Annotated in this window: 13 protein-coding genes; 12 read left to right on the plus strand and 1 reads right to left on the minus strand. The window is 48.0% G+C overall.

What is annotated here, in order from left to right:
• The first annotated feature begins 81 nt into the window (after positions 1 to 81).
• The 12 genes from HMPREF9389_RS08050 to HMPREF9389_RS07995 all read left to right on the plus strand — a co-directional run bounded on the left by HMPREF9389_RS08050 (position 82) and on the right by HMPREF9389_RS07995 (position 12,285).
• Entirely contained in the window at positions 82 to 561 is a 480-nt protein-coding gene (locus tag HMPREF9389_RS08050) for a V-type ATP synthase subunit K (RefSeq protein ID WP_002898768.1), read from the plus strand.
• A 10-nt stretch (positions 562 to 571) separates the two neighbouring features.
• Positions 572 to 1,162, plus strand: coding sequence for a hypothetical protein (locus HMPREF9389_RS08045; protein ID WP_002928740.1), 591 nt, complete (start codon positions 572 to 574; stop codon positions 1,160 to 1,162).
• A gap of 10 nt (positions 1,163 to 1,172) precedes the next feature.
• Positions 1,173 to 2,186: a V-type ATPase subunit gene (locus tag HMPREF9389_RS08040; RefSeq protein ID WP_002928742.1), complete on the plus strand. Its 1,014-nt coding sequence runs from the start codon at positions 1,173 to 1,175 to the stop codon at positions 2,184 to 2,186.
• Entirely contained in the window at positions 2,173 to 2,493 is a 321-nt protein-coding gene (locus HMPREF9389_RS08035) for a V-type ATP synthase subunit F (protein WP_002898763.1), read from the plus strand. The genes HMPREF9389_RS08040 and HMPREF9389_RS08035 overlap by 14 nt, the downstream gene beginning before the upstream one ends.
• 7 nt (positions 2,494 to 2,500) lie before the next feature.
• Positions 2,501 to 3,196, plus strand: a complete 696-nt coding sequence (locus HMPREF9389_RS08030; RefSeq protein WP_002928745.1) for a GNAT family N-acetyltransferase — start codon at positions 2,501 to 2,503, stop codon at positions 3,194 to 3,196.
• 164 nt (positions 3,197 to 3,360) lie between these two features.
• On the plus strand, positions 3,361 to 5,151 hold the full coding sequence (locus tag HMPREF9389_RS08025) for a V-type ATP synthase subunit A (protein WP_002928746.1): 1,791 nt from the start codon (positions 3,361 to 3,363) through the stop codon (positions 5,149 to 5,151).
• A complete protein-coding gene (locus tag HMPREF9389_RS08020; RefSeq protein ID WP_002902006.1) occupies positions 5,138 to 6,532 on the plus strand; it encodes a V-type ATP synthase subunit B in 1,395 nt (464 codons plus the stop codon). The genes HMPREF9389_RS08025 and HMPREF9389_RS08020 overlap by 14 nt, the downstream gene beginning before the upstream one ends.
• Positions 6,529 to 7,152, plus strand: coding sequence for a V-type ATP synthase subunit D (locus HMPREF9389_RS08015; RefSeq protein ID WP_002928748.1), 624 nt, complete (start codon positions 6,529 to 6,531; stop codon positions 7,150 to 7,152). The genes HMPREF9389_RS08020 and HMPREF9389_RS08015 overlap by 4 nt, the downstream gene beginning before the upstream one ends.
• Before the next feature lie 441 nt (positions 7,153 to 7,593).
• Positions 7,594 to 8,691, plus strand: a complete 1,098-nt coding sequence (locus HMPREF9389_RS08010) for a LysM peptidoglycan-binding domain-containing protein (RefSeq protein WP_002928751.1) — start codon at positions 7,594 to 7,596, stop codon at positions 8,689 to 8,691.
• 112 nt (positions 8,692 to 8,803) lie between these two features.
• Entirely contained in the window at positions 8,804 to 10,288 is a 1,485-nt protein-coding gene (thrC, locus tag HMPREF9389_RS08005; protein ID WP_002928756.1) for a threonine synthase, read from the plus strand.
• Positions 10,289 to 10,396: 108 nt separating this feature from the next.
• The gene (locus HMPREF9389_RS08000) at positions 10,397 to 11,674 is read left to right on the plus strand and encodes an MATE family efflux transporter (RefSeq protein WP_002928759.1); all 1,278 of its coding nucleotides are present in this window, start codon (positions 10,397 to 10,399) and stop codon (positions 11,672 to 11,674) included.
• A complete protein-coding gene (locus tag HMPREF9389_RS07995; RefSeq protein WP_002928763.1) occupies positions 11,671 to 12,285 on the plus strand; it encodes an HAD-IA family hydrolase in 615 nt (204 codons plus the stop codon). The genes HMPREF9389_RS08000 and HMPREF9389_RS07995 overlap by 4 nt, the downstream gene beginning before the upstream one ends.
• A 44-nt stretch (positions 12,286 to 12,329) precedes the next feature.
• Here HMPREF9389_RS07995 and HMPREF9389_RS07990 read toward each other — a convergent pair whose 3' ends face one another.
• Entirely contained in the window at positions 12,330 to 12,815 is a 486-nt protein-coding gene (locus HMPREF9389_RS07990; protein ID WP_002928765.1) for a YcxB family protein, read from the minus strand.
• Positions 12,816 to 12,857: the final 42 nt, after the last annotated feature.

Below are 12,857 nucleotides of genomic sequence, written 5' to 3' on the forward strand. Positions count from 1 at the left end.
TCTACAACATCAGAACAAGCAACATTCATTAAACTAGCTGTTGGTTTTACGACGATTACAGCATTTTCATAGGAGTAAATCATGGAACATTTAGCATCATATTTTGGAACTTATGGCGGCGCCTTTTTTGCAGGTCTGGGAGTAGCTTTGGCGGTCTTTCTCAGCGGAATGGGCTCAGCTCTGGGTGTCGGAAGCACGGGTCAGGCAGCGGCAGCCCTTTTGAAAGAGCAGCCGGAAAAATTCGCTCAAGCATTGATTTTACAGCTTTTGCCAGGTACCCAAGGTCTCTACGGCTTTGTTATCGGGATTACCGTCTTCTTTAATATCAAGCCAGAATTGGCTCTGCAATCAGGCGTGGCTTATTTCCTAGCAGCTTTGCCAGTTGCGATTGTTGGTTACTTTTCAGCCAAGCATCAAGGACGAGTTGCGACAGCTGGTATTCAGATTTTGGCCAAGCGCCCGGAAGAGGTCATGAAAGGGGTTATCCTAGCGGCCATGGTTGAAACCTACGCCATTTTGGCCTTCGTTGTTTCCTTCATCATGGTTCTGAATGTGAAGTAAGGAGGCTTTTATGTCTGACATATCAGATCTCAAAGCTTCTGTCTTGGAGCAGGCTCACGAGAAGGGGCGTTTGCTTTTGGCCGAGGCTACTGAGAAAATAGAACAGGAAGCCAAGGAACGTGAGACCCAGCTGGTTCGGCAAAAGCTTGGACAGCGGGAGCAGCAGCTGAAAGAAATCAGCCGGCGCAGTCAGCGTGAAATCCAGCAATTGGAAAATCAAAAACGTCAATCTACCTTGGTCATCAAGCAGCGGGTTCTCAGAGAGCTTTTTGAGGAAGCCTATGCTCAGATGGCGGCTTGGTCACAGATTGAGGAAGAGCATTTTCTGAAGAGTGTCCTGGCTAAATACCCAGAGGAAGAGATGACACTGGTTTTCGGTGCTCTATCAGCTGAGAAATTCAGCTCCAGCCAGTTAGAAGGCTTGAAAAAGGCCTTTCCAAAAGTGTCTTTTTCAGACCAGTCCATAGCCGGTCAGGCAGGTTTTGTACTAAGCCAGGGACGGGTGGATGACAGTTATCTCTATCGTGACTTGCTGGACTCTGTCTGGCAAGAGGAAAGCTACCGTCTGGCTCAGGATATTTTCAAAGACCAGGCAGAATAGGAGGCGGACCATGGGTGAAACAAGCTTCTCTCAAGTCAATACAGCCATTAGTGTACAGGAGGCTTCCTTTTTGACGCCCCAGCAATATGAACAGTTGCTGCAGGCTGACAATCCTGCCAGCCGCTCTGCAATCTTGCAGGGAACGGTCTATGCCATGGATGCTGAAGCTATCAAGGATCTCAATGCCATTGAGCAAGTACTGATGAAGCATTTGTATTCCGTTTATAATTGGGCGCTTGAGATTAGTCCAAGTAAGGAGCTGGTGGAGATTTTCACGCTCCGCTACACCTACCACAATCTCAAAGTTTTTCTCAAGGGTCGGGCGACAGCTCAGTCCTTGGAGCATTTGCTGATGCCGGTGGGGACTTATTCGCTGGAGGTTTTGGAGCACTTGGTCATGGCCTTTTCGGCTGAGTATTGTCCAGATTTCATGCTGGACGAGGTGCTTGCGACTTGGCAGGAATACCAGGATTATCAGGATGTGCGCGTGCTGGAGATTGGCATGGACATGGCTTACTTCCAGCATCTCAAGCGTCTGACACAGGAGTTGGAAGATGAGAGCCTGCTGCAGCTGGTGAATCTGACTATTGATTTTTATAATGCCATCACCGTCAAGCGGGCTGTTGGTTTGGGCAAACCGCGCAGCTTTATGAGGCAACTCTTGTCTGATGAAGGAAGTCTTTCTGCTGCCAACTGGATTGCCATGGCAGAGCAGGGAGATTTCTTGACTTGGTTTAGCCAGATCAATCCCTGTGGTTACGATCTGGAACTGCGCTCCTATGAGGAAAAAATGCGGAACCAGACCTTGACGACAGTAGAGTTAGAATATCTAGCGGACCTCTTGCAGGCTAAGTTGCTGGCGGCTGGTCAGTTTGAGACAGATGGCCCGCTTCCTCTCGCCCGCTATCTGCTGGGTAAGGAGCTGGAAGTCAAGAATCTGCGGTTGATTTTGACCGGAATGGACAATCAGCTGCCCGTAGAGCTTATCAGAGAAAGGATGCGACCGATTTATGGACAAGACTAGCTACAAGATTGCGGTCGTGGGGAATCGCGATACCATTCTCCCTTTTAAGCTGATTGGTTTTCAGACCTTTCCAGTGAAGGAAGCTCAGGAGACAATCAATACTCTGCGTCGGCTCGCCCGCGAAGATTTCGGCATTATCTATCTGACGGAGGATATGGCTGCGGATATTCCAGAAACCCTGGCCTACTATGACCAGCTGGAGATTCCTGCTCTTGTGCTCATTCCTACTCATAAGGGGAGCACGGGACTGGCTCTTTCGCGGATTCATGAAAATGTCGAAAAGGCTGTCGGACAAGATATATTGTGAGGTTTTTATGCGAATCAATCAACTAGGTCAGCCCATTGGGGATGCTCTGTCGGATTTTCAACCGGGAGACTTTCCCAACTTGGAGCGAATCGAAGGCCAGTATGTTATTATCGAGCCTTTGTCCAAGGACAAGCATGGAGCGGATTTGTATGAAGTGTATGGCCCGGAATCTCCTGCGGATATGTGGACCTATCTTTTTCAAAATCCTGCCCAAAGTCAAGAGGAATGGTCCCAGAAGCTAGATCAGATGCTGGCGGCTCAGGATCGTTTTCACTATGCGATTGTGGACAAGGAGAGCGGTAAGGCTCTAGGAACTTTTGCCTTGATGAGAATAGATCGGGGCAACCGTGTCATCGAAGTGGGAGCTGTGACCTATTCGCCCAAGCTGAAGCGCACCAGACTGGCTACGGAAGCCCAGTACTTGCTGGCACGCTATGTCTTTGAAGAGCTGGAGTATCGCCGCTATGAATGGAAATGCGATGCACTCAATCAGCCGTCAAGGCGGGCAGCAGAGCGGCTTGGTTTCACCTATGAAGGCAGATTTCGTCAGGTCCTTGTCTATAAGGGGCGCAACCGAGATACTGACTGGCTATCTATGATTGACAAGGATTGGCCGGCCGTCAAGAGCCGTCTAGAAAAATGGCTCAGCCCAGATAATTTCGACGAAAAGGGCCAGCAAATAAAATCCTTATCTGATTTTTAAAATAAAAAGAAACAATCCTTGCCCTAGAGTTAGCTAAGAAGGATTTCAAACTCGCGGCAAGGATCAAAAAATACTCTTTGGAAATGAAATTCAAACTACTACTTGGTTTGAGCTTTGATTTTCATTGAGAAACAACAAAAATCTCCCAAGAATGGAGGAAGATTGTGAGTCAAGGAAAGATTGTCAAAGTTTCTGGTCCTCTGGTGTTGGCATCGGGGATGCAGGAAGCGAATATTCAGGATATCTGCCGGGTTGGCGATTTGGGGTTGATCGGTGAAATTATTGAAATGCGGCGGGACCAAGCCTCTATTCAGGTTTATGAAGAAACTTCTGGCTTGGGGCCAGGAGAGCCGGTCATCACGACTGGAAGCCCTCTGTCTGTTGAACTGGGACCAGGTCTGATTTCTCAGATGTTTGACGGGATTCAGCGGCCTTTGGAGCGTTTCCAGACCATCACGGCGAGTGATTTCCTCGTCCGCGGTGTCCAATTGCCAAATCTAGACCGTGAGATAAAGTGGGATTTTGTTCCAGGTCTGTCTGTCGGAGATGCGGTTGAGGCTGGCGATATTCTGGGAACGGTCCAGGAGACCAATCTGGTGGAGCACCGCATCATGGTGCCAGTCGGCGTCAGTGGACGCTTGGCCAATATCTCAGCTGGCAGTTTCACTGTTGAAGAGACTGTTTACGAGATTGAGCAGGCGGATGGGTCTATTTTTAAAGGGACTCTGATGCAAAAATGGCCGGTCCGTCGTGGGCGTCCTTTTGCTCAGAAGCTGATTCCGGTTGAGCCTTTGGTGACAGGTCAGCGGGTCATTGATACCTTCTTCCCAGTGACCAAGGGTGGAGCAGCTGCCGTACCAGGACCATTCGGGGCTGGTAAGACTGTGGTTCAGCACCAGGTGGCCAAGTTTGCCAATGTTGACATCGTTATCTATGTTGGCTGTGGTGAGCGTGGCAATGAGATGACTGACGTACTCAATGAATTCCCAGAACTAATTGACCCTGCTACTGGCCAATCCATCATGCAGCGGACGGTGCTGATTGCCAACACCTCCAATATGCCGGTGGCGGCCAGAGAAGCATCAATTTACACAGGGATTACGATCGCCGAATACTTCCGTGACATGGGCTACTCCGTGGCTATCATGGCAGATTCTACCTCTCGCTGGGCAGAAGCATTGCGGGAAATGTCCGGCCGTCTGGAAGAAATGCCGGGTGATGAAGGCTATCCAGCCTATCTTGGCAGCCGGATTGCGGAGTATTACGAGCGGGCGGGTCGGGTCAAGACGCTCGGTTCGACTGCGCGAGAAGGATCTATTACTGCTATCGGGGCCGTATCACCTCCGGGTGGAGATATTTCTGAGCCGGTGACGCAAAACACCCTGCGGATTGTCAAGGTCTTCTGGGGCTTGGATGCCCAGTTGGCTCAACGCCGGCATTTCCCAGCTATCAACTGGCTGAGTTCTTACTCTCTCTACCTAGACGAAGTGGGAGCCTATATTGACCAGCATGAGAAGATTGCTTGGGCAGAAAAGGTGACTAAGGCCATGAATATCCTGCAAAAGGAAAGCGAACTACAGGAAATCGTTCGTTTGGTGGGCTTGGATTCCTTGTCTGAGAAGGACCGGCTGACCATGAATGCGGCTAAGATGATCCGCGAGGACTATCTGCAGCAGAATGCCTTTGATGATGTGGACACCTATACTTCTTTCAAAAAGCAGGTGGCTTTATTGAGCAATATCCTGACCTTCGATGCGGAGGCCAATCGTGCCTTGGAGCTGGGGGCTTATTTCCGAGAAATCATGGAAGGAACGGTGGAGCTGCGTGACCGAATTGCCCGCAGCAAGTTTATCCATGAAGACCAGTTGGAAAAAATTCAGGATCTCAGTCAGACCATTGAGGAAACCCTGCATCAGATTCTTGCCCAAGGAGGACTAGACAATGAGCGTCATTAAAGAATACCGCACCGTCAGTGAAGTTGTCGGCCCTCTGATGATTGTCGACCAAGTTGCTGGCGTGCATTTCAATGAATTGGTAGAAATCCAGCTGCATGACGGCAGCAAGCGTCAGGGCCAGGTTCTGGAAGTCCAAGAAGACAAGGCTATGGTCCAGCTTTTTGAAGGCTCCAGTGGGATCAATCTGGAAAAAGCCAAGGTTCGCTTTACTGGGCGTCCGCTAGAGTTGCCAGTGTCAGAAGACATGGTGGGACGGATTTTCAATGGAATGGGCAAGCCAATTGATGGCGGCCCAGCTATCTTGCCAGAAAAATATCTGGATATTGACGGTCAAGCTATCAATCCAGTTGCTCGCGACTATCCGGATGAGTTTATTCAGACTGGAATTTCAGCCATTGACCACCTCAATACCTTGGTTCGGGGACAAAAACTGCCAGTATTTTCTGGCTCTGGTCTGCCCCACAAGGAATTAGCTGCTCAAATCGCCCGTCAGGCCACAGTGCTTAACTCTGATGAAAACTTCGCCGTGGTCTTTGCGGCCATGGGGATTACCTTTGAAGAAGCCGAATTCTTCATGAATGACTTGAGAGAAACAGGCGCTATTGACCGCTCGGTGCTCTTTATCAATCTAGCCAATGACCCAGCCATCGAGCGGATTGCGACGCCTCGGATTGCCCTGACAGCAGCCGAGTATCTAGCTTATGAAAAGGACATGCACGTTCTGGTCATCATGACCGACATGACCAACTACTGTGAAGCCCTGCGGGAAGTTTCCGCAGCTCGTCGTGAAGTGCCGGGCCGTCGCGGGTATCCGGGCTATCTATATACTAACCTGTCCACCCTTTATGAGCGGGCTGGACGTCTGGTTGGCAAGAAAGGCTCGGTGACGCAGATTCCGATCCTGTCCATGCCAGAGGATGATATCACCCATCCGATTCCGGATTTGACGGGTTATATTACGGAGGGGCAGATTATCCTTTCGCGTGACCTTTATAACAGCGGCTATCGTCCGCCCATCAATGTCCTGCCATCTCTGTCTCGTCTCAAGGACAAGGGCTCAGGTGAGGGCAAGACTAGAGGAGACCATGCCGCCACCATGAACCAGCTATTTGCCGCCTATGCCCAAGGCAAGCAGGCCAAGGAGCTGGCTGTCGTTCTGGGGGAATCCGCCCTGTCCGAAACGGACAAGCTCTATGTGCGCTTTACTGACCGCTTTGAGCAGGAATACATCAATCAAGGTTTCCAGACCAATCGAACCATCGAGGAAAGCTTAGATCTAGGCTGGGAACTCCTATCCATTTTACCTAGAACAGAGCTTAAGCGGATCAAGGACGATATGATTGACCAATACCTGCCGCAGACCAAGGAGGAAGAAAGATGACACGACTCAATGTCAAGCCGACTCGGATGGAGCTGAATAACTTAAAAGCCCGTCTCAAAACGGCTGTTCGTGGGCATAAGCTGCTCAAGGACAAGCGGGATGAGCTGATGCGGCGCTTCATTGAGTCGGTCCGTGAGAATAATCAGCTCCGCCAAAAGGTCGAAGCAGCTCTAGTCGGTCACCTACAGGATTTTGTCATGGCCAAGGCATTGGAGAGTGATCTCATGGTCCAGGAAATCTTTGCTGTGCCCATGCGGGAAGTCAATCTGCATGTGGAGACGGAGAATATCATGAGTGTGCGCGTGCCCAAGATGCATGCCCATATTGACAATCCCTACGGTGATGACGAGGGAGACGTAGTTTATAGCTATGTGGCGTCTAACAGTCAGATGGATGAAACCATTGAAAGCATGAGCGATCTGCTTCCTGACCTGCTGAGATTGGCTGAGATTGAAAAAAGCTGCCAGCTCATGGCGGATGAAATCGAGAAAACCCGCCGTCGGGTCAACGGACTAGAGTATGCTACCATCCCTGACCTCAAAGAAACCATCTACTATATCGAAATGAAGCTGGAAGAAGCCGAACGGGCTAGCCTCGTCCGAATGATGAAGGTGAAATAAGATGCGTAGGCGTTAAAAAAACGACTGAAAAATAGGAACTGGACGATGGATTCGATGAATCCAAGTCCAGTTCTCTTTTTTCCGAGTTTTTAGCCGTAGCTCGATTTAGCTAGACTAACCCAGAGTGAATAGATATATTCACAGCAAAAATAGATGAAGAAGCAACAACAACTTCTAGGAGATCTTATCTTTTTTGCCCAGAGCTTAGGTCGGGTTTAGTTCACCAGAGTAGAAAAAATTCAAATAAGTCCAAAAGAAAAAATAGAACCTCTCTAAATGGGGTTCTTTTGCTTGCTACCAGTTTTTATATGTTACAAACAAATCTCCATATTACAGGGGGCAGACAGTTCTGTTAAATAGGTCGAAAAAGGCTTTTTTCTTAGAAAATTTATGGTAAGATGGATTTCGTATCATGAATGATTAGGAAGGTGCATTTTGCATATGAAAATGAATAAGAAATTACTTTTGGCTTCAACTGTTGCTTTGTCAGCATTGCCTTTGTTTACAACAAAAGCTGAGGAGCAGCCACAAAACTGGACTGCCAGAACAGTTGAGCAAATTAAAGCAGATATTACTAGTAATGAAAACCAACAAACATACACTGTTCAATATGGAGATACTTTAGGAAATATCGCTCAAGCGATGAATATTGACCTTGTTGAATTGGCTAAAATTAATCAAATTGCCAATGCAGACTTGATTTTCCCAGGTACTGTTTTGACCGTTACAACAAATGGACAAAATGAAATTGCCTCTGTAGAAATCCAAAGCTACCAAGCAGGAAATAACGCAGGATATGTAACAGAAAGTTATACAGCTGACGAGATTTTTGGTACTGAGCAAGCCGCTCCAGCGGCACCGGCTCAAGCAGCAGAAACTCCAGCTCCAGCTGTTGAGGAAGCTGTTGCAGCTCCAGCAGACCAAGCACCAGCGCCTGCTGAAGAAGCTCCTGCCCCAGCAGCAGAAGTTGCAAGTGAAGCAGCCCCAGCTGCGGAAGAAAATGCAGCAGCTCCTGTAGAAGCAGCGCCACAGCCAGCAGTAGCTGCAAGTCCAGAAGCGCCAGCAGAGGCAGCTCCAGTTGCAGCTGAATTAGGCCAAGACCAGGTCAGTCAAGCAACTGCCGCTGTTGAGCCAACAACTTACAATGCTCCAGCTGTAACAGATGCTGCTAGCGTGGCAACCAACAACTCTGCTAATGCTGGTCTTCAGCCACAGACTGCAGCTCTGAAAGAAGAAATAGCAGCTAAATATGGCATTACAGAATTCAGTCTCTATCGTCCAGGCGATAGCGGAGATCATGGTAAGGGCTTGGCAGCTGACTTTATCGTTGGTGAGAATACTGAATTAGGAAACCAGGTCGCAGCCGATGTTACTTCTAACATGACTGAAAGAGGAATCTCTTACGTTATCTGGCAGCAACAGTTCTATGCACCATTTGAAAGCATTTATGGACCAGCTAATACTTGGAACCAAATGCCAGACCGTGGCAGCGTAACTGAAAACCATTACGACCACGTTCACGTATCAATGAATGAATAATATGAAAACAAGCCCAGAAATGGGCTTTTTCTGATATTCTCTGTGAAAAAGCGAGAATTTTCTGATAAATTTTGGTATAATAAAGCGAACTACAGATAAAGGATGAGAGAGAATGACCTTAGTTTATCAATCAACACGCGACGAAAAGAATAGAGTAACAGCTAGCCAGGCGATTCTGCAAGGCTTGGCAACAGACGGCGGTCTCTTTACGCCCATTACCTATCCGCAGGTCGATTTGGACTTTGCCAAGCTCAAAGACGCTTCCTATCAGGAAGTAGCCAAGCTGGTTTTGTCTGCATTTTTGGATGATTTTTCTGAAGCAGAGCTGGACCACTGTATCAACCATGCCTATGACAGCAAGTTTGATGATGCGGCGATTGCTCCCTTGGTCAAGCTGGATGGTCAGTACAATCTAGAGCTCTTCCACGGAGCGACCATTGCCTTCAAGGATATGGCTTTGTCTATCCTGCCTCACCTGATGACAACCGCAGCCAAAAAGCATGGCTTGGAAAACAAAATTGTCATTTTGACGGCGACTTCTGGCGACACAGGAAAGGCGGCTATGGCAGGCTTTGCGGATGTTCCTGGGACTGAGATTATCGTCTTTTACCCGAAAGACGGTGTCAGCAAGGTCCAAGAATTGCAAATGACGACACAGACAGGTGCCAATACGCATGTTGTTGCCATTGATGGCAACTTTGACGATGCCCAGACCAATGTCAAGCACATGTTCAATGACACAGACCTAAGAGCTCGTCTCTTGGAGCACAAACTGCAGTTTTCATCAGCTAATTCCATGAATATCGGTCGTTTGGTGCCTCAGATTGTCTACTATGTCTATGCTTATGCTCAGCTGGTGAAGACGGGAGAAATCACAGCAGGAGACAAGGTCAACTTTACAGTTCCGACAGGGAACTTTGGTAATATCCTAGCAGCCTATTATGCTAAGCAAATCGGTCTGCCGGTTGGCAAGCTGATCTGTGCATCGAATGAAAACAATGTCCTGACCGACTTCTTCAAAACTCAGGTTTATGACAAGAAGCGGAGCTTCAAGGTGACGTCTAGTCCGTCCATGGATATTCTGGTTTCCTCTAACTTGGAGCGTTTGATTTTCCATCTGTCTGGTAACAGCGCTGAGAAAACAGCTGCTTTGATGGCGGCTCTGAATGAGCATGGACAGTATGAACTGACGGACTTTGACGCTGAGATTTTGGAGCTCTTTGCAGCTGACTATGCGACAGAAGAAGAAACAGCAGCTGAAATCAAGCGGGTCTATCAAGCGTCTAACTACATCGAAGACCCTCATACAGCTGTTGCGTCTGCTGTCTATCAAAAATACGTGGCAGAAACAGCTGATCAGCGCAAGACTGTTATCGCATCTACTGCTAGTCCTTATAAATTCCCAGTTGTGGCCGTTGAGGCTGTGACTGGTCAAACAGGACTCAGTGACTTCGAGGCTTTGAACCAACTGCACGAACTTTCTGGTGTAGCCCTTCCACCAGCCGTGGATGGCTTAGAAACAGCCCCAGTGCGTCATAAAACGACAGTCGCTGCAGATCAAATGCAGGCAGCAGTTGAGGATTACTTAGGATTATAAAGTTTGCTTAGAAAGCCTAAAATCAGCTGGATATCTGGCTGATTTTTTCTTAGGACATCCAATGAAAGAAAGAGAAGTAGCTGATGCTTAAAAGGAAGAAATTTCTCTATGACGACTTATAAAAAAATCATGAATATCGCCTTGCCGGCTATGGCGGAGAATTTTTTGCAGATGCTCATGGGAATGGTCGACAGCTATCTGGTGGCCAGTCTTGGGCTGATTGCCATCTCTGGTGTCTCGGTGGCCGGCAACATCATTACTATTTATCAGGCAATCTTTATCGCTCTGGGGGCTGCTATTTCCAGTCTTATCTCCAAGACTCTGGCTCAGGGAGACAAGGAGCGTCTGGCCTATCATACAGCCGAGGCTATCAAGCTGACCTTGCTTCTGAGCCTTCTGTTGGGGCTGATTTCTCTGCTCTTTGGCAGGCAGATGCTGGATCTTCTAGGGACAGAAAAGGCGGTGGCTGAAGCAGGCGGTCTTTATCTGGCTCTGGTTGGTGGAACTATTGTTCTGCTAGGCTTGATGACTTCTTTTGGAGCTTTATTGCGGGTCACGCGCAATCCTAGATTTCCCATGTATATCAGTCTTCTGACTAATGTCCTCAATGCCCTCTTTTCCGGTCTGGGGATTTACGTCTTTCAGCTGGGTATTGTCGGTGTAGCGCTGGGGGCGGTGCTGGCTCGTTTGGTCGGTGTGCTGATTCTCTGGCGGGAGCTGGATTTGTCCACAATCCGCTGGCGCTGGGGCTTAGATGGAGAGCTCTTGCGCCTGTCTCTGCCGGCTGCTGGAGAGCGGCTCATGATGCGGGCCGGTGATGTAGTTATTATCGCCATTGTGGTCGTCTTTGGGACGGACGCAGTAGCGGGGAATGCTATCGGTGAAGTTCTGACGCAGTTTAATTATATGCCAATCTTCGGGGTCGCAACAGCAACAGTCATGCTGGTAGGACATGCCGTAGGTGAGGGAGATATGCAAGAGGTCGTTCTGATTCGCAAGCGGGTCTTCTGGCTGTCTTTTGCTTGCATATTGCCCGTGGCTCTAGGAATTTTCGTTTTTGGTCGGCCACTGACCTTGCTCTATACGGATAATAGCGGAGCTATCACAGCCAGTCTTTCAGTCATGCTTTTCTCCCTGCTGGGAACTCCCATGGCAGTCGGAACCGTGATTTACACAGCTATCTGGCAGGGGCTGGGCAATGCCAGACTTCCCTTTTATGCCACAACTGTTGGCATGTGGCTGATTCGCATCATTGCCGGTTACTTGCTGGGTGTGACTTTTGGCTTGGGTCTGCCAGGAGTCTGGACTGGGATGCTCTTGGACAATGGCTTCCGCTGGCTGTTTTTAAAGGTTTTATTTGACAGAAAAATGAGGGAAATCACATGACAAAAGCGTTTATTTGGGATTTGGACGGCACCTTGCTGGACTCCTACGATGCTATTTTGGCGGGGATTGAGGAAACCTACGCTCACTATGGTCTGGACTTTGACAGGGCTAGTATTCACAGCTATATCCTAAAGCACTCTGTGCAGAAGCTCTTGGAAAAAGTGGCATCTGAGAAAGGTCTGGACGCTGCCGAGATGAATGTCTTTCGTGGAGCAAGTCTAAAGGAAAAGAATGCTCAGGTCCATCTGATGAAAGGAGCTGCAGAGATTCTGGCCTGGGCTGAAGAGCAGGGCATTGTCCAGTTCGTCTATACTCACAAAGGACTCAATGCCCATCAAATCTTGCAAGACTTGGGAATTCATGACTATTTTACAGAAATCATCACAACAGCCAACGGCTTTGAGCGTAAGCCTCACCCAGAAGGTGTCGACTATCTGCTTGAGAAATACGGTTTGGACAAGCAGGAAACCTACTATATCGGCGACCGGACGCTGGATGTGGATGTCGCCGTCAACAGTGGCATCCAGAGCATTAACTTCTGTGACTACCGGCCAGAAATTAATCAGAAAATAGAGAAGCTGATGGATATCAAGCAATTATTTACAAGATAAAAAGCAGACTAGAACTGATCTACTTTCAGTCTAGCCTGCTTTTTTTACATATGCTCAATGTGAAGTTCCAGCAAGAACTCAAGAGCCTCGGGAGAACAGTTCTTTTTTTCAATAGGGAAGCCGACATTTGGCCCCAACATGATATAAAAATCTTCCTTAGTATGAAAAACTTTGACGATGTCATCATAGCTATAAAGGAACTCTCCTCGTTTGCTTTTCACAGAAAATTTATCTTTCTCAAATATAAGGGTTTGCTCCATATCCTTCCAGAAAGGAGTTTTTTGATAGGCTTTCTTTATCTGAAAGTCCGTACCAAAGTACATTACTGGGAATATAATCAAAGATGTAAATAGCACGGTAAAGAAAGAAAAACGCCTCAGGTTTTCAGGTAGGAAGATTAGATAGAGAGACAGGATTCCTATCAAAATGAACATATTTAGCAAGAATCTTTTCCCACGTAAGAAAACAGACCATGCAAATCGTTGATAGACTTCCTCAGTCACAAGAGTTGGAATACGGATTGGAAACATCTTTTACCTCCAGTTTCTATATTATAACATAGAGGGGTTATT

The sequence above is a fragment of the Streptococcus sanguinis SK355 genome, assembly GCF_000212855.1.
GTDB classification, from domain to species: Bacteria; Bacillota; Bacilli; order Lactobacillales; family Streptococcaceae; genus Streptococcus; species Streptococcus sanguinis_A.